The following is a 24,431-nucleotide window of genomic DNA, read 5'->3' on the forward strand; positions in this document are numbered from 1 at the left end:
ACCTTTGTTATGTTCATTTTTTTTATAACATCCCGCTAATTCTTAGGCACATTTGTTCAATTATAAACCTTACTATGCTAGAAAGAATACAACAAAAATTTGACCTTACAGGCAAAGTAGCTATTGTTACGGGTGCCAGTAAAGGTATTGGGGAATCTATTGCCAGGGGACTGGCTCAATTTGGTGCCAAGGTAGTCATAAGCTCCCGCAACCAGGAAGCAGTAGACCAAGTGGCGAACAATTTAAGATCGGACGGACTGGAAGCCAAAGGCATTGCCTGTCACGTTGGCGATGTCTTACACCTACACAATCTTCTGGAACAAACTGTTGAAACCTATGGAGGGGTGGACATCTTAGTGAATAATGCCGCAACCAATCCCTATTATGGGACATTGGAAAATATGGATCAAGGTCTTTTTGATAAAATAATGCATATAAACCTTAAGGCTCCTTTCTTATTGGCCAACCTTTGTTATCCTCTGATGAAAGAAAAAGGCGGGGGCAGTATCATCAATATTGCCTCGGTTGAAGGAATGAAACCTAGTGCCGGCCTTGGTTTATACAGTGTAAGCAAGGCTGCCTTAATTATGTTGACCAAGTCGCAGGCCGTGGAATGGGGCAAGCATGGGATTCGTTCCAATGCCATTTGCCCAGGGCTTATTAAAACCAAATTTAGTGCTGCACTTTGGCAAAACGAAAAAATATTGGACCAAATAACACGACATTTACCGACAGGGAGAATGGCACTTCCCGATGAACTTTCCGGTCTGGCCTGTTTTTTGGCCTCCGATGCTTCCAGTTATTGTACCGGATCTGTATTTACGGCAGATGGAGGACATATGGTTGCTGGCGGATTGGCTTAAACATGAATAATACCAACCCAGTGGACCATAACCAGTGGGAAACATATAAATTGAAAATACGATATGGCAAACAAAAAAGCATTGGACAAGGGATACTCTACAGAAATTGCACATCTATCAGATTTAACTGATTACATAGGAAAGGACTTGGGAATTTCCAATTGGATGACCGTAACCCAGGAAATGATCAATAATTTTGCCAACACTACGGGGGACAAGCAATGGATACATGTGGATCCTGAAAAAGCTGCCGCCCATTCCCCCTACAAAACAACTGTGGCCCATGGTTTTTTGGTCCTTTCACTAACCTCTAAATTTTGCTACGAAACCTACCATATACAGGATGTGGCCATGGGAGTGAATTATGGATTGGACAAAGTACGTTTCATGAACGCTACCAGAGTGGGATCCTTAATAAGGGCAACTGTCTCCCTAATGGACTTTACTCCAATTAAAGGGGGTGGCAAATACAAATTAAAAATTGTGTTTGAAATTAAAGGAGAAGAAAAGCCGGCATGTGTAGCAGAATTCCTGGTCCAGGCCTATACAAATCCCGTCTAAATTACAATACACCCACCACACCTTATTGTCCACTGGTCTACACTTAATTTCCGTTCGTCTACACTACCGTTTTTATTAAGACCAATCTTTCGTACTTTGTTACTAATTTAAATATGCCCATAATGAATATATTATTTATTGAGGATGACGTCATTGAAACCATGAAACTTCATAGGACCCTGGCCAAATTAGGGTTAAAACATGAAATTACTGAAGCAAAGAATGGAGAAGAGGCGTTGAAGGTTCTAAATTCAGGTACAGGGCTGCCCGATATTATCTTTTTAGATCTTAATATGCCGCGTATGAGTGGAATTGAATTTCTAAAGATCCTTAAGGGGCACGATAGTTTCCGATATCTGCCCACAGTTGTTTTAACCACATCGCAAAACAGGGCCGACTTATTGGAATGTTATAAAATAGGAATTGCAGGATATGTTCTAAAACCCCTGAAATATGAGGATTATGCAGAAAAGCTAAGCAAAGTTTTGGCGTATTGGGAGGCAAACGAACTGGTGAAAAAATAACAACTTTCTGGGCATTCACAACATTTTTTTTTACACCGTTAAGCGTTTTCCTACATTTAACATAAATCAGTTAAGATGAAAGGAATTGTATTTACGGAATTTTTGGAAATGGTAGAATCCAAATTCGGCTTGGAGGTAGTAGATGAAATCATTGAAAAATCCAGTTTGGAATCCGAAGGCATTTATACATCCGTTGGCACCTATGAATTCAACGAAATGGTGAATCTGATTACCAATTTAAGCAACACGGTAAAAATAGATGCGAATACTCTACTCCATACCTTTGGCTACTACCTATTCAGCAGCCTAGGGAAAGCACACCCTGAGGTAATAAAGAGCTACTCCAATCCTTTAGGGCTGTTATATAGCATTGAGGACCACATACATGTTCATGTAAAAAAACTATATCCCGATGCAGAACTCCCCACCTTCAAAATCCTAGATAAAACAGAGCATTCCATTTCTATGATCTACGCCTCATCACGGGGTTTGTATTCCTTGGCTCACGGACTAATTGAAAAGTGTTTTGAGCATTTTAATAGTTCGGCAAAAGTGAGCTATGAACTGCTACAGGAAGATGGCACTGAAGTAAAATTCGATATTGTTCAAAATGGAAAGTAAAGAGGTTACACTTTTGAAAAAGGCTCTGGAACGCCAAAAAAAGGCGCGCATTCAAGCAGAAAAAATTTTGGAGGCCAAGTCACATGAACTTTACAATACAGTGCATCACCTAAAACAGGAGAATAGCAAATTACAACATCTGCTAGATGAAAAAATTTCTGAGCTGGATGGTGCCTTTATTAATATTATAGACCCATATGTGGTGATGGATTTAAAGGCCAATGTTATTAACATGAATAATTCTGCCAAAGAATTTTTGGGCTATGACCATACCAAAAATAAAATTAATCTATCCAAATTGGTCCACCAAGATGATCTAGAGTACACAATAAAGTCTTTTAATTTTTTATTAGAAGTTGGAACCCTAAAGAATTATAAGGCTAAAATCATTCTAAAGGATAAAACCGAAAAGCATGTACAGATCAACGCCAACTTAATTTATGATCCAAATGGGAAACCTATTGCTGCCCAGGGTATCATTAGGGATGTGAGCCAGGAAACGGAAATAAAACAATTGTTGGCCGAGCAGAAAAAACAACAGGATATCATAGTAGAAAATTCGCCTTTGGGCATCGTCCTAAGTGTAGAAGGGAATATTGTAAAAGCGAATCCCAGTTTTTCAAGGTTGATGGGGTATACGCAAAAAGAACTTAAAAATTTAACCGTCAATGATATCAGCGCAACATATAACACCCAAGAGGCAGACCAATTTCTTAAGAAAATGAAATCTGGTGAATTGGACAGTTTTACGGTTACCAAACAGTATATCAGAAAAGATGGTAGCCTATTACATGCCAAGACCAATGTTAGCGCTGTTAGGAATTTTAAAGGGGAGGTAGAATTTCAGGTGGCCATTATTGAGGATATCTCCAAGGAGTTGGAGGCGGAAGAACAGTTAAAGGCTAGTGAAAACAGACTCTCAACTCTTATTCTAAACTTACAAACCGGGGTATTGTTAGAAAACGAAGACCGCAAAATAGCCCTTACCAACCAACTTTTTTGTGACCTTTTTCAAATACCGGCAACCCCAGAGCAATTAGTAGGAGTAGATTGTGAGGCTGCCGCAGAGCAGAACAAAGTCCATTTTAAAAAACCAAAAGCTTTTGTTCAGCGAATTGAAGAAATTCTGAAAGAACAAAAAATGGTGGTCTCGGATGAACTGGAAATGGTGGATGGTAGAATTCTGGAGCGGGACTACATTCCCATTTTTAACAACGGGAAGTACAAAGGTCATTTATGGACTTACCAAGATGTTACCCTAAGACGCAATTACAAGCGAACGTTGGAGGCCCAACGGGAAAAATACAGTAGTATAATAGCCAATATGAATCTGGGACTCATTGAAGTAGACAACGATGATGTGATACAAATGGTAAACCAAAGTTTCTGCAACATGAGCTCCTATACAAAAAAGGAACTGCTGGGACAAAAAGCCATAGATATTATAAAGGTAACCGACCACAATATTATTAACGATAAAAACAAAAAAAGGCAGCAGGGCAAGTCCGATTCCTATGAAATAGAAATTGTGGATAAAAACGGTACAGTAAAACATTGGTTGGTAAGTGGTGCGCCAAGATATGATGAAGCCGGCTCTATAGTAGGTTCAATTGGAATACATTTGGATATAACACAACAAAAACATCTGCAGCTTCAAAAGGAAAAATTACTTCGGGAGTTGGAAACCAGTAATAGGGGACTTCAGGAATATGCCCATATTGTCTCGCATGATCTAAAATCGCCACTGCGCAGTATTAGTGCCCTAGCCAGTTGGATGAAGGAGGATTACCAGGAAGTGTTGGATGGCAATGGCCTAAACCAGTTGCAGATGATGCAGGAGAAAATAGAGGGTATGGATAAACTTATTGATGGCATATTAAACTATTCCAGCATAAACAGTGATAACCTAAAAACTGAACGGGTAGACCTAAACATCGTAATACAAGAGATACGCGAAATCATCTTTATTCCAGACCATGTTAAGGTTGTAATTATGAATACACTTCCTGTTCTGGAAACCGATAAGACTAAAATGCACCAGTTATTCCAGAACCTCATAGGCAACGCCGTAATGCACATTACCAATACCGAAGGTCTGGTCAAAGTAAGTAGCACGGAGACCTCAACCCATTGGCAGTTTAGTATAGAAGATAACGGAATAGGCATCCCAAAAGAGTATCATGAAAAAATATTCAAAATATTCCAGTCTATTGGCGAAGGAGAGCGTTCTACCGGAATAGGACTTTCCATTGTAAAAAAAATAGTAGATTTATACGAAGGGGACATATGGTTAAATTCTGAAAAAGATAAGGGCACTACCTTCTTTTTCACTTTAAAGAAAACAACATGACAGAGACACCTAACCTAAACTATATAAAGGAACTGTCTGGAGAGGATACGGATTTTGAAAAAAAATTCATTGACATTATTAAACAGGAATTCCCGGAAGAAGTGAATACCTACTGCCATCATATTGAACAAAACCAATGGGATATGGCAGCCGAAATTGTACATAAACTAAAGCATAAATTTAATATCCTTGGTATGGAGCAAGCCTATGGCCTTGCCGTTATTTATGAGGAAAATTTAAGAAAGAAGGATACAGGTCTGGATAAAGACTTCCAAGAAATCCTAAACCATATTAGCCAATACCTTAGAACCATATAAATATGAACTGTATTATCATAGACGATGAATTAACGGCCAGGGCCATTGTATCACAATTGTGTTCCAAAATCCCCGAATTGGATGTAATTGCCGAATTTGACAACGCTATTGATGCTATAAAATTTTTAAACCAAGAGTCCATAGATATAGTTTTTCTTGATATTCATATGCCTGGTTTCTCAGGAGTCGATTTTGTGCAAACCCTAAAAAATTCCCCTAAAATTGTATTGACCACCTCCGACACGGATTTTGCCATAGAGGCCTATGAATATGAGTCCATAGTAGACTATCTGGTAAAGCCCATTACCATGGAGCGATTTGAAAAATCGATCCGAAAAATAAAAAACTCCACTCCTTCAAATAGCCGTCCCACCCAGGAAGAGGGGAACACCATAGATGGTGAAGATCTGTACATCAATATTGACAGACGCTTGATTAAATTAAAATTCAATGAGATTATGGTCATTGAGGCCAAAGGTGATTATATTGATATCAAAACCGAAAAAGAAACCTATCACGTACATACCACCCTTAAGAAAATAAAGGAAAAACTTCCTGAAAAGATTTTTCTCCAAATACATCGATCGTATATCATCAATTTTAACAAGATCATAGACATAGAGGACAACAGTGTCTTAATTGGCAAGAACGTAATCCCTATCAGTCGCTCTAACAGGCCTGAATTAATGAGACGGTTAAACCTTCTTTAAATTATCCCCTAAAAAATATTACTATTCAGGTGAGCTTTAGTAAATATTAATCCACTTGATATGCTTGCTTAAGTTTGGCGTAGAACAAGGGTTTTTGGGTCATGGACCATTTTAATTTAAAACCGATTTCCGTAAATTCAAATCCAGCAGCCGTGGCCGATGCTATATTGCTATATTTTCCATAAATATTTCCACTAAGACGTTTGCCAAATTGGTGCTGTATAGCTGCTTCGGCCCTGAAAATTGCGGTCTGGGGATCGCTTTCCACTTTTTGGATTCCAGTAGCCACGCTGCCCATATAGTTGGTGTGTTTTGATATTTTTCCTCTAATATCCCCAAAAACCTCTCCGGCCTGATATTTTTCAGGACTAAAATAAATGGTAGGCACTTGCTCCCCAAAGGTTATATACTGATAATTTAGACCAAACTTAAGTGCTGGTTTTTGTAAGACTGTATAGTACAAAGAGGTAAACAACAGATTTCGGCTATTATTATCGGTCTGTTGTGTGTGCATCAATTGCGTGTACCAACCTAGGTTTATATTGGTACCTAGGTTGTAATTTAGTCCATAATGGTTCATTACTATTTCCCGCTCTATTAGATCTGCGTTAAAATTCTGAACCTCACGCTGGTACCCCAATTCCAAATGCTGTAATTTATAGGGTTTCAGCTTCAATTTGGCATGTAGTACAGGTTGGGTATAGGCAGTTTCCATAAACCTACTGTTGTTAAACCCCAAAATTGTGGTTAAGTCAACATTGGGTGCTAATTTGTATCCCAAACCTGCCAACACAACATGGGAGTCCGCCTTGTTTTGGGTAACCGTATTTTCTGTAGTACGATATTGATAACTTAGGGTAGTTTTAAATTTGGTAGAAAAAGGCAGGAAAGTATTTATTATATTGGAAAAGGCTATGTTATTTCCATTATCAAAGGTGTAGGCCGCATGCTCTTCAATACTAGGGGTATGTAATCCATTTACTTTTTCAATAAAGCCCTGTGCATCCTTTTGATCCTTAAATATTTTCAAGGTCTGAAAAGCAGCCTTGTATGCGGGAACGATACGATCTGAGGCAAAAAGGGCATTTGCCTTTCCCAAGTTCCCGTCAAATGAGATGCTGTCCTTGGAGAGTATAGTGTCATAATTGGACAAACTTACCTTAAAATCCCCGGTATACATCCCTAAGGTTGCATTCAACGCCTGTACCCAACTACTATTAGGATGTACCCTGGTTAAACTGTCTATTTCCTTTTTGGCGTCATTAAACTTTCTGTTCCATATCAGGGCTTGGACATAACGGTCATAGGTGAGTTGACTCAATACCGTATCACCAAGGGAGTGAACCTTTTCCTTAGCCTGCAAAGCCATTTTCAAGGCCTTCCTTTCATTTCCCCCTATATGCTCTGCCAGTGCAATCCCATTTTTAGCGGTGATAGAATCTTTGGAAGATGTGGCATATCGCCAGTAGATACGCTTGGCGCTATCCACCTCTTTGGTTATCAAATGTATATTTGCCATATTTAACAATACTTCCTTATCCTCTGGAAAATCCTCAAAAATCTCCTGTAACAACTGTTGCCCCAGCCTATAATTTTGAGCATTTACATACTCATTGGCATAGCCCAATTTTATATATTTTCTGGAAACCTTGGCACCTTCATTATCCGGCTTCAGGGCAATGGCTTTATTTACCCAATACAAGGCTGCTTTAAATTCCTTCAGGTTGCTCAAGGTATTGGCGTAGCCCAACAAAGCCCCAAACTCATTGGGATAATCTGCCACCATTTTTTTATACAACGGTTTTGCCTCCTCATATTTTCCTGCCCATAAAAAGGATTCATTATAATTAATGGCCACCTCATAGTCATTGGGGAATTCTTGGACCAAATTGGCAAAAAGGGAATTGGCTCTATCTGGCGTTCCGTTTAAACCAACAGCCCTTCCATAACAGATCTGTGCCGTCTTATTGGTAGCATCCAATTTTAGATAAGAGTCGAAAAAATCTTCGGCATCCGCAAAATTTCCATTTTCCAATAATTCAAATCCCTTTTGCATAGATTGTTGGGCCTGAACAGTAAATGACAACAAGAAAAATAATGCAATTATTTTATAAGTATACATAGGTTAAGTTTTGTGGAATTAAGGTCGCTATTTGGTTCGCCATAAATCCTATTATTAAGCTTATGTAAAGCTACGTCCTACTTCACTTTACCGGAAGTGCAAAACTTACCATTCGTCTACAGCAAACTACAATCTGTCTATAGCGACCATTTTAAAAAGGCGATTGTGTAGATATTTGCCTTATAACAACACGGTTTATAAGTCTTAAAAACCATAGTTGAATATAGGCTAACACAATAGATTAAACGTATGACCTTAACCAATACATTTATCAAAAAAATTTCCCCCGCACAGTTGTTTATGGGTAGTGCCCTCCTAGTTAATGGGGGCAACTACCTGTACAACTTAGCCCTGGGGAGAATACTGGGCCCTGAGGCCTTCGCCGAGGCTGCACTACTGATTACGCTTCTGTTGGTGCTTTCCTTTGTTGGAATGACCTTTCAACTGGTGACTGCTAAGTTTGCCGTTTTATTTTCGGAAGAAGATTATGCCCATTTTCAAAATACCATCTACTCCTATGCCCTTACATTTGGTCTTGTTATTGGGACAATGGTTGTCTACTTTGCACCTGAACTTCAAACCTTGTTTCGGACCCAAAATACGGGTATGTTCACCATCTTTGGGATTGGTATCCCCATCTACTTTCTTATGAGTGTTAATCGCGGTAAATTCCAGGGGTTCCAAGATTTTGGTAGATTGTCATTTACCTACCAAACTGAAATGTGGAGCAGATTGGCCATTACCATTACGTTATTGGTACTCCTCCCATTTGAACCTTCTATTTTGGTTGCCCTGGGCATTGGGATTTCTTTTCTATTTGGATTGATTCCTATTGATATGAGGAGAGTGAAGGTCTACACCAAGAATAAACTTTCAAAAGAAAAATCCAAAAAAGTATTACAATTTATAGGGCTTACTGCAGGTTATGAGCTAACACAGATCATTATAAACAACAGCGACATTCTTTTAGTAAAGCACTATTTTGATGCATTGGATGCCGGGCTATACGCCTCATTGGCTCTGATTGGTAGGGTGGTCTATTTTGTAGCCTGGATGTTTGTAATGCTACTACTTCCCAAAGTGGTTCAAAGACATAAGGATGGGGAACCTACCGTACCGGTACTTTCAAAATACATAGGGTTAATTGGACTATTATCATTCGGAATTGTATTGGCCTGCTATCTATTTCCCCAACCCATCATAAATTTATTGTTTGGGGAGGCCTACCTCTCAATGGGACCCTTACTATGGCAATATGCCTTGGCAACATCACTTTTTGCTATTTCCAATATTTTTGCTTACTATTTTTTGTCATTGGACCATTACATACCCATATTGCTATCCGGGATATTGGGAATATCCCAAGTGCTATTGATTATTATCTTTCACAGTAGTCTCACAATGATCGTTCAAATTCAAATTGTGGTAATGATAGCTCTATTGGTAGCCCAAGCACTTTACTTTTTCAGTAAATCCATAAAATAATGATCCCGGTTCCCATAAAATGTTCTTTGCCGTTTGGCTCCCATGTCCTTTCAAAACCATGACAGCGAAAACATTACAATTATCAACATACCCAAGATCAACAAATATCAACTTAACCAAACTCCTTTACCATTCGTCTACACCAAAAGACCAACCACCTTTAATCCCCATAACAAACATTACATAATAAGGATATTTGTAACAGAAATAAAATTTAAAAACCAATATAAAACTTAACCTATGAAACTAGCAATTGTAACCGCTTATCCCCCCAGTAAAGTAACGCTAACCGAATACGGATATCATCTAGTAAAGCATTTTAGAATGCAAAATGAGGTAAGTGAAATTGTTTTGATCACCGATAAGACCACTGAAGAAAAAGATCTGAATTTTGAAGAGGAAGGTTGTAAAATTACCGTGAAGGAATGTTGGAGTTTTAATAGTTACACCAACATGCTAAGCATAAGTAAAACCATCACTGAAACAAAGCCGGATGCGGTATTGTTTAACCTTCAATTCCTAAAATTTGGTGATAAAAAAATTCCCGCTGCCCTAGGTCTGCTCTTACCTCTAATATGCAAGCTTAAAGGAATCCCCACCATTTCCTTACTACACAATATTATGGAGGAAGTAGATCTAGCCAATGCGGGCATTACCAAGAATATCCTTCTTCAAAAAATCTACGGACTTATAGGTGCTACCCTTACCAGATTTGTTTTAGCCTCTGATGTCCTTGCTGTTACCATTAGTAAATATGTTGATGTCCTAGAGAAAAAATACAAGGCTAGAAACGTTGCACTTGTACCCCACGGTGCCTTTGAAACACCACCGGAACCCAATTATTGTTTGCCGGAAGGCCCAAAACAGATCATGGCATTTGGTAAATTTGGAACCTACAAAAAGGTAGAAATACTCATAGAGGCCGTAGAAATTATTAGAAAACGTAGCCTATTGGATTTGGAAATTGTAATTGCAGGTACGGACAGCCCCAATACTCCTGGCTATTTGGAAGGAATAAAGCAACAATATAAGCACGTGCCACAACTGCGGTTTACGGGCTACGTGGCCGAGGAAGATGTCCCCCGAATTTTTCAGGACTGTGCAGTTACCGTGTTTCCCTATACTTCCACCACGGGCAGTTCCGGGGTATTGCACCAGGCAGGCAGTTATGGCAAAGCTGTTGCCCTTCCCAACCTGGGCGATCTGAGTATTCTTGTAAAAGAGGAAGGTTATAAGGGTGAGTTTTTTAAACCAGAAAGCGCAGAATCCTTGGCCGATGCCATACAGAATATATTAGAAGATGATCTTTATCGCATTCAACTGGGAATGAACAATTATAAAGCGGCCTGCTCTTTGCCAATGTCCGAAATCACCAATATGTATGTGAATTATTTTCAAGCGATTCAATTGGCGAAATCCGAAGGTTTTTCTTTAAAATTACCTAAAAGAGTGGCAGAACTGGAAAAATAAAAGGTATTAAACCTCAGGGCAAGCCCTGAACCCTATAATAGGAATCGACCCAAGGGTCGAGGTATTGAACCTAGATCCCGCCGAAAAAGGCGGGATTAGTTCAACTTTCAATTTTCAGGGCGTCTTACTGACTTCTCAAAATTGAGTTTCACTAATAAAATATAGTTTTAGGTTAAGTGAGGAAAGGGGAACGGTTTTATTAGTTGTTCCCTTTTCTGTTTTCAAGGGTGTCCTTAAAAATGTAATACGCTTCTTTGGGTTTACCACTTGCATCCAGACAACCAAAATATCGCTGCGGGGCCCTGCGCCATGGCAGACTGCCCACAACCGTTGATGGCACCTTTTTAAAATCATATAATGTCCAGAATAAATATGGTATCTGTTTCTTGTCCAGAATAGATTGAAATTCCTCATAATAGGCAGCCTGTTGTGCTTCCGAGTTTAGAAAGGCATTCCATACGCCGCTATAGGAAGACTTCCCATATTCCTGTAACACCGTTATTTTTCCTTTGGGAATAGCTCCTAGCATTTTTTCATATGCAGATATAAAATCACCCGTATCCCTATAGTAGTGAAAAGAAACAAAATCCACTTCTTTGGCCATATTCACCGCCGCTTCCGGACTTGACCAACCTATGGTGACTGGATGCAATCCGTCCCATTTTTTCACCCTTAGGGCAAGCTCGCTCAACCAGGCCAACACCTCTTCCTTCCCCCTTGCTTCAAAATCCAAATCAGGTTCATTTTTTAGATCCCACGCCAATAGACCGGGATGATCCTTTAAGGCGTTTACCATTTTATGGGCATGTGCAAAGGTCTGTGTCCAATTGGGCACACTGTAATCGCCATAAAAATCAAATAGGGTAATGACCACCTGAAGCCCTTCCCTCTCTGCACCATCCAAAAATGCCCGTACCCTGGCAAGTCGGTCCTCCTCTATACGGGCCTTTCCAAAATCTGCATACGGAATAAATATACGAACCGTATTAAGCCCCATACCTCTAATGGTTCTTAAATCGGCTGCAACAATACCATCGCTATAGTGATTCCCAAAAGTATCCCACGGACTGTCCTTAGGGTAATAATTAAGTCCTTTAATGTTGCTCAAAGCTTCCTTGACACCATCACTCATAGATGGCTTTTCTTCCTCTTCCCTAGGCTGGGAAGCAACACGTATAAGGTGACGTACCCTCCAAAAACCATCCTCCAATAGCATAATCACCTGGAAGCTTGCCGTTTCCTTGTATTCCAGGACCGGATTTCCGTCAACATAGCTCTTCTTATAAAGCAATACATTCCTATCCAGAAAAGAAATCTGGGTTCCATCCGCACTGTAAAAATTTAGCTTGGGAAAATGTTCTAAGGTGGTCTGTACAAAACTGGCGCCACTATTTTTGTTAGCTTCTAGTATTTTATAGAGTTTGGCCCTAGCCTTCTTGGTAAAATAATCGGAGATCCCATAAGGATTGTTGGTTGCCATGGCATTGTTTCTAACCAACCATCCGTCCAAATAATCCCTTTCTACCTTCGCCAAGGTCTGTTGTTCAATGGGCCGACCTTCCACTGCAGTGGTGTCCCAAACCACCGAGGGCAAATAGGTGGGCGACTTTTCAGTTACCAGGTGAAGGATAGCTGAGCGGTCTGCACCTGTATTAAGATAGGACCAAACAGAACTTATACCAAAAAGGATCAAAGCATTTACAGCCAAAAATGAACCTATTAAAAGAACCCTTAAGATGTTTTTATTCCACTTCATTAGGGGTCAGTTTTATGTTCATTTCTTTTTTAATTCCAGCCAAGTGGACTACTATTTGGTATTGGCCACTAGGGTAAAATCCTTCTTTCAATTCAAAAGACCCCTTTCCCATTCTAGAATTGTTTTGTTTGACCTCAATAAAATCTCCATTACCATCATAAATTTCCAATTCTATAAGCAGTCCTTCCGGCACCAACTGGCCCATAAACCCTAGGATAGGGCCCACTGTAATCTTACGATTGGTCTTGGACAACCCTACTTTAAAATCTTGTACTGCACTTTTAAAATGTAGTTTTAACATATCACTTTCCGCCTCTCCGGTAATAAAAGCCTTAACCTGCCAATCTTCGGCATGGCTAGGGTGCAACATTTTGGCAGTTGCCACTCCGCCCAACGTAGTCCCCATAGATTTAAGCAATGCACCTTCTTTGTTCACCACTATAAAATTCACCAAGGTCCCATCACTTACCCTGTTCCCATATTTGTCCCTGATAACCGAGGTTGTAAAGCTGATTACCTGGTTAGCGTCTGCATACTCATGTACCCGTTCAAATCCGATGGTGAAGTTGCGGCTATTTGATGGAGAAATCATAGCGGTAAGTTCTTTGGAAGGCGTATTGCCCACCGCTGCACTTACCAACATACGGCCAGTACTTTCTTCCCCATAAAGCAACTTCCAGGCAATACCATCCTTAATGCTACTTTCAAATACTTTGGTTTTGGAACTAATTTGTTGGCTTATAGAAACCAAAGTGCTATCCGGAAGTGGGTTGTCATAATCATCTGTAGGCATTACGGTAAGCATGGCATAGTCATCCCCCCCTGCCCTAACATTTCTTGGTCCAAAATAGGTTTCCATTACATGAGTGCCCCCACTTCTAGGTGCCAAGACAAAAGTATCTGAAAACAATACCTTGGAATTGCCTAAAAGCTTCCAGCTATATTCCCCTGCTTGTTGGGTAAATTTGGGCAAAACCGTGAACCGGACTTTATCATTGGATATTTTAGGTTTAAAGAGCATAGAACCAAAACTACTGTCCAGCAGTAGTGCCAGATTTCCATCCCCCTGAACATGAAATTCAAATTCCAATCCCATGCCAACAGTTGAAGGTACGCTAACAGTCTGCCTTTTCACCTTTAGGTTAGACGTTGGTACCTCTGCCCTTTCTTTACAGCCAAGAAAAATAAACCATGCCAGAATGTAGATTGACCACTTCATCTTATCTCGGATTACCAATATAGCTATTCATCTCCAATTTTATAAACTCAAAGCCAGATCCTGAAAATGGCTGTAGTTGCTCAAAGACATGTTGTGTATTACGCTCTGTAATTAATTTATCTGCAATCTCTGCATTGGGAAGACCATTTACAAAGCAGTTCTTTAAACTGCTGTTAATAACCACAATGCTATCCATTTCCAATAGGGTATAGTTAAAGGATTGTTTGCGTTGTACCCTAACCCCATCCCCTATAAATTTATGGTCAACCCAGAGGAGTTCTTTTTCCTTGTTGTAATACGATATCAACAACAGGGGAATGGTTACTTCTTGAATTCCAGAATTAAAAAGCTGTCCCTTAAGGCCGGTAGGGACCTTTTTTAATTCCTGTAGCACCAAACCTTTATAAAGATCGATATTGGCCACATTTCCGGCACATTGAAGATTAAATTTTGTTGGCTGTCCCTCAAGTTCCACTGGGGTAAATTCATCCGGGTTAAAACTCGGGGGTAGCGTATCCGTGGTCTGTGACCAGGCAATACCTTCAAAATTAATTTTAAAGGTTGTGGTCTCCATGGGCATAAGCTTGTGTTTCATATGATACTTGGCGTTGTAATGTGCCAGTTCCTTATCGTCTTCATTATAAAGGGTAGCCTTTATCACTACGTCGGCAGGTACATTATCTACGTTCTGCAATTCCCCGATTACTGAAAACCGTCCATCTTTTTTCACCAATTTGGCACTCAGTACCTCCAGGACTGGCTGTTGTAACACATCCTCATGATGTGTCTGTTCTGTAGTTATTCTCCTTCTTCCATGGTTGTAAAAAGTAGTATTGTTGCTACTGAACAATTGATCAGGAGGAAGGTCGCTATCCAAATATGTAGGAACTATATACCATTTACCATCGCGTTCCACCAAATCATGGGTATAGGTCTTCTGAATGTTTTCTAGGGGTGTTACCCAAAAGGTTTTCACCTCTGCCTTTGCATTATGCCGGGTCTCATGTAACAACCTTATTTCCATAGCATCCAATTTGGCATATGAACTAAGAATACCATCGGTTACTGAAACCTCCTGCATGTATTGTGCTATGGAAACTCCCTTTTCCGTATCCAATAAAGAATGGGCTGTCTCAAATTCTTTAAAATCCAAGGCGTTGTAATAGGCCTTGACCACATTTTGGGGAGATCGCTGCGCGGTATTCTGCAAATAAAATTGATAGATCCCAAATCCGAAACACAAAAAAACCAAAAGTGCCCAGATATGGTTTACCAAAATTAGAGCAGAGGGAAATTTAGTATAGTTAACCCCATATTTCATGTAGGCTGGCAGCGGAAGTTTTTTGGAATTCAACACCCTATACCATAGCAATTGAATATTTATTACAAAGGCCAAAAGCACCGTTAAAATGGGGATGGTGCCCCACATCAGTTTCAACCACTGTGCCACATCCTCTTTGGGCAGGTTGGCAGGCAGCGGAGGTACATTTAATTTTTCCCACACCATTATCCCGTTTTCTAGCTGCTGCAGGCGTTGCCATCCACAGAAGTATAAAATGGGATCGTAAAATTTATCATTGCTAAAAATATACTTTAGGTTGTATTTCTCTGGCACGGTCAAAAACTGTTGTAGGGAACCAATGCCCTCTACCCCCCTAAATTTGGAATTCTCCAAACGTTCAATGGCCCTGGTGGTCAATTCGGGCAATCGCCTTGCCGAGTGATAATTTCCATCAACCGTCATAGCATTTGTCTGTGCCGATAGCCATGCCATTTGATCTCCAAAGCCCAAGGGTAGGTATCGCCACTTGTCATGCTGGTCCTGATTTAAAAAATTAACGATGGGCAACATATTTATTTTTTGCGGCTGTGATGGCCTAAAGTACCCTAGAGTCATGGTGAAACCAACCATAAGAAGGATTCCCCCTCCCAAAACCGTACTAAGTAGCCTGTGATAAATGGCTCCAAAACGATGCTGAAGTTGACTCTTTAAATCACCTTCTACCAATCTATAAACGAATTCCCCAAAAATAGGAAGTGCCATAATGGTGGCCCAAAGAGTAAACCGGTCCAAGGTTAGGATATTAAAGGCTGTTTCCCCCAATACCTTTAAGGGAATAGGGGTTGTACCACCAGTTCCTAAAATACTGAGTGCCGATATGGACAGCCCAAAGAACAAATAGCGCTTACTGTAATACCTATAAAAAATATAGGGGAGCAAAAACAATAGTATACCCCAAGGAATGATAAAGAATACCAGGCCAGAAGAGGTTACCTCCAAAAAGTTATCCCTAGAACCGTGTGGAATAGGAATTTGGGTTATGGGATTCTTTTTGGAATTGATCCAATAGGGCAAAATACATACCACTATTAGTACTAAGGAAGAAAATCCAAATGTTATGATGCGCCAAAATAATTTGGTGAAAGATTTAAAGAATACTCCAAAAGTGAGTTCCCTATTGGTATTGACCCTATCTCTGGAATCATCCATAATAACCATTCCTATCAGAGGAAAAATAAAGAATACCATTCCAAAAATGGGAGTCACATGGTGGGAGGTAACCGTTACGGCTATTAAGGACAAAGAGGTTATCAAATAATAATACTTCCCCGTTTTGATCCATAAATATATTTCGGGCAGGGAATGTAAGAGAACAGAAAGCCCTATAATACTGGGCAGCTGTCCAAAAATATGTAATGTTTCTATAAAAGTAGAAGAGAAAACCGCCAATAGCGCCGTATAGCCCGCCACTTTCTGGTTGCCTGTCATTAAAAGTCCAAAACGGTATGCACCTGTAATGAATAACACAATGGCTATAAGGGCTACCGTGAACATTCCAAATTTTAATCCACCTACATAAGACAATAGGGCAATAGATTGATGAACCAAAGGCGGATACCCTTGCACAGTGAACCCCGTGTACCATCTATAATCCCAAGGTTCAAACCAACTACTGGCGTAGTGATCGGCAAAAAATAAATGGATCAGGGCATCATAGGTAGATTCCAACGTAAAAAAGATGCTGGCACCGTGAAATGCAAGTCCAAAAAACAAGGCCAAGACCAGTAAGCTATTGGTGTTTTTCATTGAAAGGTTATAACAAATTAATAACAAATTAAAGATAGCATTATTGTATAAGAGACTATATATCAGCTATCGCATCAAAAAAACCATTCACCTACAGAAAACCGCCATTGAACTTTGGCACCCAAATTTGAGGGGCAGTATGTTGCTACATTTGCTTAAATAACATCAACAAACAAGTCTTTTTAAATAAAAACCTAAAACTTAACCTATGAAAATTTTAGCTATAGATGACCAACAACTAATTCGCTTATCCGTAGAAAAAAGATTAACTCAACTTGGCTATGAAGTTCAAACGGCCAATAGCGCTATTAGCGGAATACAACTCTACGACACCTATGAACCGGATCTTGTTTTAGTGGATATGAACATGCCAGACATGTCCGGTATGGAAGTAGTTAAGCACATTCGGTTTTTTAAGGATTCCAAGACCCCTATCTTGGTCATGTCCGGAAATACCGATGAATCTATAATATTAAACGGCTTTACTCTTGGTATAGACGATTATATGAAAAAACCGGTAAGTTTAGATGAAATGACAGCACGTATAAAACGTATAATCGGCAGTCCTAAATTGCCAGAGGTAACCCAACAAACTGACAGTACCCGCATGCTGCAAAAAAATTGCGTTGGTGTAGTCATTCCTTGTTATAATGAAGAGGACAGACTTTCCAGTGATGAATTTAGAAATTTTGCCTACCAAAACCTTGGCTATCACCTGTGTTTTGTAAACGATGGAAGTACAGACAACACCTTGGCAGTATTGGAGGAATTGAGAAAAGGCAACGAGTCCAATATAAGTGTCTATAATTGCAAAAAAAATGGTGGAAAAGCGGAAGCAGTAAGACAGGGAATCCAGTATCTGATGCAGGATGAACAATTTGATTATATAGGTTATCTGGACGCGGATCTTTCTACAGATTTTAGGGATTTTGACGATTTGGTAAAAACCATGGAAACCTCTCAATTTAAAATTGTAAGTGGCTCACGTATTAGTAGAATGGGGGCCGACATTACCAAGGAATCTGCCAGAAAAATTATTAGTAAAACAATAAATATAATTATCCAAAAAATCCTTGGAATGCCCTTTAAGGATACCCAGTGCGGGGCCAAGGTAATGAACAGGGAAATTGCCTCATCCATGTTTAAAAAGAAGTTTGTTACCAAGTGGCTGTTCGATGTTGAAATATTTATGCGCATGCGCAAGCACTATGGCAAAAAGGAGGCCACAAATATGATATGTGAACAACCCTTAAAACGTTGGATTCATGCCGATGGCTCTAAATTATCCATGAAAGATTCCCTCAAAATTGTGGGGCAATTGGCACAAATTGCGGTAGTATACAAATAAAACCCATAAATGGTTGTTTTTTGTTATCTTCCGCCTTCAAAAACCAACAAACTAGACCATGAATACAAAACGGTGTGGAATAAAGGGATTCCTTAAGACTATTTTTACCCTATTGCTAATTACTGTCTCTAACGGATTGGGTTATAGCCAGGAGAACTTGGGCAATTCCCCTAATTTCATTATCATCTTTGCCGATGATCTGGGTTATGGAGACCTTGGAACTTATGGCCACCCCACCATAAAAACACCTAATCTGGATCAAATGGCCGCCGAAGGGCAAAAGTGGACTAATTTTTATGTTGGGGCCAGTGTATGTACGCCCAGCAGGGCAGCCTTATTAACGGGACGTTTACCTGTAAGAAGTGGTATGGCCAGTGATGTAAAAAGGGTGTTGTTCCCTAATTCTAAATATGGCCTGCCAAACTCGGAGATAACCCTAGCAGAACAATTAAAGACCGTTGGATACACCTCAGCCTGTATAGGTAAATGGCACCTTGGGCACAAAGAAGAATACCTGCCAACACATAACGGCTTCGATTACTATTATGGTATCCCCTACTCCAACGATATGGATTTTGTAGGTGATTATGAGGTAAAAAGAAGAACCAAAGGAAATTTACCCACTGAGAACTATAATGTTCCTTTGATGAGGAATACCAAAATCATTGAAAGACCAGCCAACCAGAATACCATTACCAAAAGGTATACGGAAGAGACCATAGACTACATTAAAAAAAATAAGAATAAGCCCTTCTTTATTTATCTGGCCCATAATCTGCCCCATATACCCCTATTTGCATCGGACGAATTTTTAGGGAAGAGCGAAAGGGGCCTCTATGGTGATGTGGTTGAGGAAATTGATCACGGTATAGGACAAATAATCTCCACCTTAAAGGAAGAAGGCTTGGACAAGAATACCATTGTGGTCTTTACTTCGGACAATGGTCCTTGGCTTTCCTATGGTGTTAATGGTGGAAGTGCAGGACTATTGAAAGCGGGGAAAGGTATGACCTGGGAAGGTGGCATGCGCGAACCCTGTATCTTTTGGTCCCCATCCAATATTGAGCCCGCCGTAGTAAGCCAATTGGGCACTACCATGGACCTATTTTCTACCTTTAGTGCCTTGGCAGGTGCTGAAATGCCCAAGGATAGGATTATGGATGGGTTTGACCTAAGCGGTACCTTACTGGAAGGAAAACCTACTCCTAGAAACAGTGTTTTTTACTATAGGGGAACACAGCTATATGCAGCTCGACTTGGTGATTACAAAGCACATTATATTACAGAGGGTTCCTATGGTCAGTTTGGCAAGAAGGAAGTACATGACCCGCCCATCTTGTACAATTTAAGTGTAGATCCATCTGAAAACTTTGATCTGAGCGCCAGTCATCCTGAAATCATTGCTAAGATCAACGCCGTGGTAAAAGAACACCGATCCAAAATGGTAAAGGGAAAAGACCAACTGGTTGCCAAGGAATAAAACTATAATAAAAACCTAAGCAAAGGCCACTAATGATTGGCCATAACAGTTTTGCCCCAATACAGGAAAAGCAATTTCTATGCCTACAGTTGTCTGGCCCTTGTACCGGCTATAATACTCAAAATAAATATCTGGGTGGCATGGAATATCATAATGGGCAACAAAATAATGCCCAGCGAGGCCATATTACCAAATAATATTTTTGAGAAAACCGTACCGTGTACCAAAGATTTTTTAGTGCCACAGAATTGGGCCGTAATTTGATCTTCCGGACTGAATTTAAATTTTCTGGCTACAAGACCTGTTAAATAAAACACTATATAAAATAATGCCAATACGGCAAGAAAGAGCACTAGCATATCTATAAGGGATACCGCACTAAATATATCTCCTTCAAATGATCCCGCAAAACTTTTGTAAATAATAAGCAGGATAATTAATTTATCAAACAAGCTTAATCGCTTACTGTACTTTTGCGCCAAGTCCCCAAAAAAGCGTTGTAAAAGAAAGCCGATTACTACAGGTAATATAATTTGCAGGATTAGTTTGCCGTAGATTTCGGTAAAATCAAAATCTGTCATGGCATTTGTTACAAAGGGCCCCAACCACAGTGGGGTAATCATAATTCCAATAATTCCTGAAATACTGGCATTGAAAATGGCGGAAGGAATATTGCCCTTGGCCATAGATACCATTACCACGGAAGATGAAACCGTAGAGGGCAGGGCTGCCAAAAAGAAAAAAGCCAACCACAGGGTCTGCTGATCTTCAGTTTGCATAAACGGATAAAACGCCAAAACAATAATAGGAAAAATCATAAAAGTGGATAGCTGCACCAACAGGTGTAGCTTCCAGTTTTTAAGTCCCGCTTTTAATTTATTCGGACTCAATTTTAACCCGTAAAAAAAGAAAATCAAAGAGATCCCTATCGCACTAATGGTATCAATCGGGATTTTACTATCTGCCATGCCCCAATGGGGGAATATATAAGCTATTCCAATGACGGCTATTATGAACAGGACAAACCCATCGATTTTAAATTTCATTCCTATAAAAAATTTACATTTATCAAAAACGGGCTCCTTACAACATTAGGCATTTAACAGTCGCTACAACTATCAATAGTACATATAATTGCCAATACTTATCTATACTTAAAAGAAATATATAAATAAGTGACAGGCCCCTCTTATGGGCTGTAAATTTAAGGTTTAATATTATGCCAATATAAGGAAGCAACAGCTTAAATATACAATTGACAAAGCTATAAATAAAGATTTGCCTATCTGTGTATCTTCAACACCTTGGCCCCTTTTATATGTCGTTCCTTTAGATCTAGTAGTGCTGTATTGGCTTCCTCCAAGGGGTATACCGCAACTTTTGGCTCAATAGAAGCTTTAGCGGCGAGCACGAGAAAATCTTCAATATCCTTTGCTGTTAAATTGGCAACCGATTTAATTTCCTTTTCCATCCAAAGGTGATCCTGGTAATTTAGCTTTTGAAGGTAGTTCTTATCCATTTCCTCTTTACGAATGGCATTGATTACCAATCTACCTCCTTTTTTTAAGTTGGCAAGCGCTTCTACCACCGGCTTCCATGCCGGGGTGGTATCAATGATACTATCCAGTTTTTCTGGGGATGAATTTGCGGTATCCCCTGCCCATACGGCTCCCAATTCCCTAGCAAAGGCTTGTTCTTCCTTCTTTCTGGCAAATACAAAAATCCTGGTCTTGGGATAGGTGTAACCCAACAATTTAAGGACAAGGTGTGCAGAAGCTCCAAATCCGGTAAGGCCTACACGGTCGCCATCCTTTATATTAGCCAGCTGTACGGCCCTGTACCCTATTGCACCAGCGCATAAAAGAGGAGCTGCCCGGATGTCTGAAAAAAAATCCGGAATGCTATGGGCATATTTTTCCCCTACCGTCATATATTCGGCATAACCGCCATTGGCATCCTTACCAGTAGCCTTAAAATGATCACACAGGTTTTCCCTCCCCTCCAAACAAAATGTACAGCGGCCACATGCCGAGTGGATCCATGCAACCCCTACCCGATCGCCTTTCTTAAATTTACAAGTCCCAGGGCCCAATTTGTCCACAATACCCACAACCTGATGCCCAGGAACCACAGGGAAAGCTATTGGTGCCAATCGACCTTCAATTTCATCCAGCTCTGTATGGCATACCCCACAAACCAAAACCTTTATCCGTACTTCACCGTAGATGGGAATGGGCATGGGAATGTCTACCAAATCCAAAGGAAACTTATTAACCTTTAAATTACTTATGCCGTTCAAAATCATTGCTTTCATATGGACCTTTAATTTATTAGATTTTTTAGCAGCCTGCTGTTTAATCGGATTTAGGAAGATCCTTAAAACCAAGTATTGTACCTAGCTTATGATTGACCTCGTCTACAAAAAAAGGTGCATTCCCTAGGATAGATTCCCCACTAAGGGCATCTACACCATCTATTTTATAGTTTCCATCACCGGAGGTAGCTAGATAGACCATTTTCTCATGGTATTCTTTTGCTCTTTCAGTAAAGGCAGATACCGCTTTGGGAGGTTTCCAGTATTCCCAGGTATGAACAATCAAAATAGCATTAAATGGTTTTGGATTTATGGTATCCAATGAAGTAACATCAACAACCCGGATATATACAGAGTCCTGTTTATAGCGTTCAACTACAGCAGAGGTCAGGGCGTTTTTAAAATCGCTCCCCTGTGTAGCTATCAATAGCTTTTTTTCTAGGGAGGGCTCATTAACGTCATAAGCCTGCACCACCCCCATGGAAAAGGTGATGCTATACCAAAGTGACAGTATTATAAGACCCATTAGCAGAAACAGACCAAAAAGCAATGCTTTTTTTAATCGTTTCATTCCAATTTACCTTTGTGACTCTTTAGATGCCGCTTTAAGAGTAGTTTTAGGTCATCTAAATACTGACTAAATACATTGATATCCAATTGCGGGTTCGCCGTAGCGGGCAAGGTCATGGGATTTTCATCCAAAAAATGATAAAGTTCCGGATAGTTCGTCTCAATATTATTGGTCAACTGGGTAATGTTCTTCAATATTTGCTGTAAATCTTTCATGTTATAAAATTTTAGGTTTCCAACTAGCTAAAAATTTCCTCCTATCCCTTTTAGCTAATGTTATATTAAACCCTATAAACAATAGTCCGGAATAGTTGTACTAACTGTACAAATCATTCTTCGAGGTGCTGATGCTGTTAGTTTTAAACAAAACACAGGATTCTCTTGGCAGTGCCCAAGTCCTTGGGCATCCAGGTAAAACTCTACAATACCTGACAAATATGCGGTCTATATGCACCCGATATCCAAAGTGGGTTCCCAATTAAAGCAAGATTTCCAAGGTCTCCAGCGTTTCTGAAACCATCCATTAACAAGAATGGTTCAATAAATATAATCTAGGTACTAGTAATTTAAAATGACATAAATCATGTAGAGCCCACTAGGGCATGACATTGGTCATTTTAAAGCTCGATCATAAATATTAGCTTGAAAACAGCTATCTAAATTACACTATATGAAGACCATTCTCTACGCAACGGACTATTCCCAAAATTCTGCCTCGGCATTGCAGCTAGCCCACCTGCTGTGTGGAGCATTCCATGCCAAATTAATTGTAATGCACGTTTTGGATATGCCGATCTCCCTAGCCAGTACGGTTTCTATTAGCCATATGAAAAAAACGAAAAAACTGTTGCTGGAGCACGGATCAAAACTGAAAGAATTTTGCTCAAAACATTTAGGGGATGCATGTGAAGAATTACAAATATCCTTTGAGGTGGTACATAACAGCTCTGTGGTAGACGCCATTCTAGAATACGTAATGAAGAATAGTGTAGAACTTATCGTGCTAGGCGCCAAAGGTGGCAGCCCCTTAAAAGAGTTTCTGCTGGGAAGTACTGCCCAAGCACTCATTAAGAAGGCCCCCACCATAGTCCTGTCCGTTCCAAATATGAAAACTATAGGTAAATTTGGAACAATGATCTATGCAACCGATTTTGAACAAGCCGATATTTTTGCTATCGGGAGACTGGTAAAAATTGCCACCCAGTTTCAAGCCCGTATAAAAGTGGTTCACATCACCACCTCAAAGGAATATGCCGGTGACCAACAAATGGAATGGTTTAAGGAAATACTAGGACAAAAGGTGCAGTATAAAAACATGGAATTCCATTTAATCTTCTCCGATGACATCTTGGAGGAATTAAACGGATATTTGAAAAAGACAAATGCTGATCTGTTGGCTATGCTAGAACGAAAAGACAGTAGTTTTATTCAAAAATACCTGCAGAGCGACAAAGTAAAAAAAATGGCCTCCCAGCTAACCATCCCCCTATTAAGCTTTAATGTTAGCGGATTGTAGTAAGGGTCTCCCATAACTCAGGGCTATGCCATGACCATACTGCAATAACAAGACTTTCCCAGTAAAAAGCCAATCAACAAACCCAAAGTTTACTAATTCCCGCATCTCTTAGAAACT

General features: G+C 39.9%; 20 protein-coding genes. 12 read left to right on the plus strand and 8 right to left on the minus strand.

Features of this window, described 5'->3' with window-relative positions:
• Nucleotides 1-74 precede the first annotated feature (74 nt).
• The 7 genes from EHW67_RS09830 to EHW67_RS09860 all read left to right on the plus strand — a co-directional run bounded on the left by EHW67_RS09830 (nt 75) and on the right by EHW67_RS09860 (nt 5,946).
• Nucleotides 75-863 (plus strand): glucose 1-dehydrogenase, encoded by a 789-nt coding sequence (locus EHW67_RS09830; RefSeq protein ID WP_126162216.1) that lies wholly within the window; start codon nt 75-77, stop codon nt 861-863.
• Between the two features lie 63 nt (nt 864-926).
• Complete coding sequence (locus EHW67_RS09835; protein ID WP_126162217.1) at nt 927-1,424, plus strand: MaoC family dehydratase; 498 nt, start codon at nt 927-929, stop codon at nt 1,422-1,424.
• A gap of 122 nt (nt 1,425-1,546) precedes the next feature.
• Nucleotides 1,547-1,948: a response regulator gene (locus EHW67_RS09840; protein WP_126162218.1), complete on the plus strand. Its 402-nt coding sequence runs from the start codon at nt 1,547-1,549 to the stop codon at nt 1,946-1,948.
• Between the two features lie 75 nt (nt 1,949-2,023).
• Entirely contained in the window at nt 2,024-2,569 is a 546-nt protein-coding gene (locus EHW67_RS09845) for a heme NO-binding domain-containing protein (protein WP_126162219.1), read from the plus strand.
• A complete protein-coding gene (locus tag EHW67_RS09850) occupies nt 2,559-4,919 on the plus strand; it encodes a PAS domain S-box protein (RefSeq protein ID WP_126162220.1) in 2,361 nt (786 codons plus the stop codon). The genes EHW67_RS09845 and EHW67_RS09850 overlap by 11 nt, the downstream gene beginning before the upstream one ends.
• The gene (locus EHW67_RS09855) at nt 4,916-5,236 is read left to right on the plus strand and encodes an Hpt domain-containing protein (RefSeq protein WP_126162221.1); all 321 of its coding nucleotides are present in this window, start codon (nt 4,916-4,918) and stop codon (nt 5,234-5,236) included. The genes EHW67_RS09850 and EHW67_RS09855 overlap by 4 nt, the downstream gene beginning before the upstream one ends.
• A 2-nt stretch (nt 5,237-5,238) precedes the next feature.
• Nucleotides 5,239-5,946, plus strand: a complete 708-nt coding sequence (locus tag EHW67_RS09860; protein ID WP_126162222.1) for a LytR/AlgR family response regulator transcription factor — start codon at nt 5,239-5,241, stop codon at nt 5,944-5,946.
• Nucleotides 5,947-5,992: 46 nt separating this feature from the next.
• On the opposite strand, the gene EHW67_RS09865 is transcribed toward EHW67_RS09860, so the two are convergent.
• Nucleotides 5,993-8,068, minus strand: coding sequence for a tetratricopeptide repeat protein (locus EHW67_RS09865; protein WP_126162223.1), 2,076 nt, complete (start codon nt 8,066-8,068; stop codon nt 5,993-5,995).
• 249 nt (nt 8,069-8,317) lie between these two features.
• Here EHW67_RS09865 and EHW67_RS09870 point away from each other — a divergent pair, with 249 nt between their 5' ends.
• Both EHW67_RS09870 and EHW67_RS09875 read left to right on the plus strand, forming a co-directional pair.
• A complete protein-coding gene (locus EHW67_RS09870) occupies nt 8,318-9,553 on the plus strand; it encodes an oligosaccharide flippase family protein (RefSeq protein ID WP_238389890.1) in 1,236 nt (411 codons plus the stop codon).
• 240 nt (nt 9,554-9,793) lie between these two features.
• Entirely contained in the window at nt 9,794-11,023 is a 1,230-nt protein-coding gene (locus EHW67_RS09875; protein WP_126162224.1) for a glycosyltransferase, read from the plus strand.
• A gap of 199 nt (nt 11,024-11,222) precedes the next feature.
• Here the strand turns inward: EHW67_RS09875 and EHW67_RS09880 are convergent, their stop codons facing one another.
• Genes EHW67_RS09880 through EHW67_RS09890 form a run of 3 tightly spaced genes read right to left on the minus strand, consistent with a single transcriptional unit; the run spans nt 11,223 to nt 17,086 of the window.
• Nucleotides 11,223-12,779, minus strand: a complete 1,557-nt coding sequence (locus EHW67_RS09880) for a cellulase family glycosylhydrolase (protein ID WP_126162225.1) — start codon at nt 12,777-12,779, stop codon at nt 11,223-11,225.
• On the minus strand, nt 12,766-13,998 hold the full coding sequence (locus tag EHW67_RS09885; protein WP_126162226.1) for a hypothetical protein: 1,233 nt from the start codon (nt 13,996-13,998) through the stop codon (nt 12,766-12,768). Before EHW67_RS09885 ends, EHW67_RS09880 begins: the two co-directional genes overlap by 14 nt.
• A gap of 1 nt (nt 13,999) precedes the next feature.
• Nucleotides 14,000-17,086, minus strand: a complete 3,087-nt coding sequence (locus tag EHW67_RS09890) for a hypothetical protein (protein WP_126162227.1) — start codon at nt 17,084-17,086, stop codon at nt 14,000-14,002.
• A gap of 208 nt (nt 17,087-17,294) precedes the next feature.
• On the opposite strand from EHW67_RS09890, the gene EHW67_RS09895 reads away from it, so the two are divergent.
• Both EHW67_RS09895 and EHW67_RS09900 read left to right on the plus strand, forming a co-directional pair.
• A complete protein-coding gene (locus EHW67_RS09895) occupies nt 17,295-18,434 on the plus strand; it encodes a response regulator (protein ID WP_126162228.1) in 1,140 nt (379 codons plus the stop codon).
• 58 nt (nt 18,435-18,492) lie between these two features.
• On the plus strand, nt 18,493-19,914 hold the full coding sequence (locus tag EHW67_RS09900; protein WP_126162229.1) for a sulfatase family protein: 1,422 nt from the start codon (nt 18,493-18,495) through the stop codon (nt 19,912-19,914).
• An 83-nt stretch (nt 19,915-19,997) separates the two neighbouring features.
• Here the strand turns inward: EHW67_RS09900 and EHW67_RS09905 are convergent, their stop codons facing one another.
• The 4 genes from EHW67_RS09905 to EHW67_RS09920 form a co-directional block, all read right to left on the minus strand.
• Complete coding sequence (locus EHW67_RS09905) at nt 19,998-20,960, minus strand: bile acid:sodium symporter family protein (RefSeq protein WP_126162230.1); 963 nt, start codon at nt 20,958-20,960, stop codon at nt 19,998-20,000.
• Nucleotides 20,961-21,196: 236 nt separating this feature from the next.
• A complete protein-coding gene (locus EHW67_RS09910) occupies nt 21,197-22,228 on the minus strand; it encodes a zinc-dependent alcohol dehydrogenase family protein (RefSeq protein ID WP_126162231.1) in 1,032 nt (343 codons plus the stop codon).
• 40 nt (nt 22,229-22,268) lie between these two features.
• The gene (locus EHW67_RS09915; protein ID WP_126162232.1) at nt 22,269-22,799 is read right to left on the minus strand and encodes a hypothetical protein; all 531 of its coding nucleotides are present in this window, start codon (nt 22,797-22,799) and stop codon (nt 22,269-22,271) included.
• Entirely contained in the window at nt 22,796-23,014 is a 219-nt protein-coding gene (locus tag EHW67_RS09920; RefSeq protein ID WP_126162233.1) for a hypothetical protein, read from the minus strand. The genes EHW67_RS09915 and EHW67_RS09920 overlap by 4 nt, the downstream gene beginning before the upstream one ends.
• A gap of 454 nt (nt 23,015-23,468) precedes the next feature.
• Here EHW67_RS09920 and EHW67_RS09925 point away from each other — a divergent pair, with 454 nt between their 5' ends.
• On the plus strand, nt 23,469-24,314 hold the full coding sequence (locus EHW67_RS09925; RefSeq protein WP_126162234.1) for a universal stress protein: 846 nt from the start codon (nt 23,469-23,471) through the stop codon (nt 24,312-24,314).
• The last annotated feature ends 117 nt before the right edge of the window (nt 24,315-24,431 follow it).

This window comes from Arenibacter aquaticus (assembly GCF_003957295.1).
Taxonomy (GTDB): domain Bacteria; phylum Bacteroidota; class Bacteroidia; order Flavobacteriales; family Flavobacteriaceae; genus Arenibacter; species Arenibacter aquaticus.

What these genes read in the sequence shown, in the direction of transcription:
- EHW67_RS09875 (WP_126162224.1), top strand. Translation starts at nt 9,794, where the DNA reads ATGAAACTAGCAATTGTAACCGCTTATCCCCCCAGTAAAGTAACGCTA.
- EHW67_RS09880 (WP_126162225.1), bottom strand. Translation starts at nt 12,779, where the DNA reads ATGAAGTGGAATAAAAACATCTTAAGGGTTCTTTTAATAGGTTCATTT.
- EHW67_RS09850 (WP_126162220.1), top strand. Translation starts at nt 2,559, where the DNA reads ATGGAAAGTAAAGAGGTTACACTTTTGAAAAAGGCTCTGGAACGCCAA.
- EHW67_RS09840 (WP_126162218.1), top strand. Translation starts at nt 1,547, where the DNA reads ATGAATATATTATTTATTGAGGATGACGTCATTGAAACCATGAAACTT.
- EHW67_RS09865 (WP_126162223.1), bottom strand. Translation starts at nt 8,068, where the DNA reads ATGTATACTTATAAAATAATTGCATTATTTTTCTTGTTGTCATTTACT.
- EHW67_RS09910 (WP_126162231.1), bottom strand. Translation starts at nt 22,228, where the DNA reads ATGAAAGCAATGATTTTGAACGGCATAAGTAATTTAAAGGTTAATAAG.
- EHW67_RS09835 (WP_126162217.1), top strand. Translation starts at nt 927, where the DNA reads ATGGCAAACAAAAAAGCATTGGACAAGGGATACTCTACAGAAATTGCA.
- EHW67_RS09925 (WP_126162234.1), top strand. Translation starts at nt 23,469, where the DNA reads ATGAAGACCATTCTCTACGCAACGGACTATTCCCAAAATTCTGCCTCG.
- EHW67_RS09860 (WP_126162222.1), top strand. Translation starts at nt 5,239, where the DNA reads ATGAACTGTATTATCATAGACGATGAATTAACGGCCAGGGCCATTGTA.
- EHW67_RS09870 (WP_238389890.1), top strand. Translation starts at nt 8,318, where the DNA reads ATGACCTTAACCAATACATTTATCAAAAAAATTTCCCCCGCACAGTTG.
- EHW67_RS09855 (WP_126162221.1), top strand. Translation starts at nt 4,916, where the DNA reads ATGACAGAGACACCTAACCTAAACTATATAAAGGAACTGTCTGGAGAG.
- EHW67_RS09895 (WP_126162228.1), top strand. Translation starts at nt 17,295, where the DNA reads ATGAAAATTTTAGCTATAGATGACCAACAACTAATTCGCTTATCCGTA.
- EHW67_RS09845 (WP_126162219.1), top strand. Translation starts at nt 2,024, where the DNA reads ATGAAAGGAATTGTATTTACGGAATTTTTGGAAATGGTAGAATCCAAA.
- EHW67_RS09920 (WP_126162233.1), bottom strand. Translation starts at nt 23,014, where the DNA reads ATGAAAGATTTACAGCAAATATTGAAGAACATTACCCAGTTGACCAAT.
- EHW67_RS09915 (WP_126162232.1), bottom strand. Translation starts at nt 22,799, where the DNA reads ATGAAACGATTAAAAAAAGCATTGCTTTTTGGTCTGTTTCTGCTAATG.
- EHW67_RS09900 (WP_126162229.1), top strand. Translation starts at nt 18,493, where the DNA reads ATGAATACAAAACGGTGTGGAATAAAGGGATTCCTTAAGACTATTTTT.
- EHW67_RS09885 (WP_126162226.1), bottom strand. Translation starts at nt 13,998, where the DNA reads ATGAAGTGGTCAATCTACATTCTGGCATGGTTTATTTTTCTTGGCTGT.
- EHW67_RS09890 (WP_126162227.1), bottom strand. Translation starts at nt 17,086, where the DNA reads ATGAAAAACACCAATAGCTTACTGGTCTTGGCCTTGTTTTTTGGACTT.
- EHW67_RS09830 (WP_126162216.1), top strand. Translation starts at nt 75, where the DNA reads ATGCTAGAAAGAATACAACAAAAATTTGACCTTACAGGCAAAGTAGCT.
- EHW67_RS09905 (WP_126162230.1), bottom strand. Translation starts at nt 20,960, where the DNA reads ATGAAATTTAAAATCGATGGGTTTGTCCTGTTCATAATAGCCGTCATT.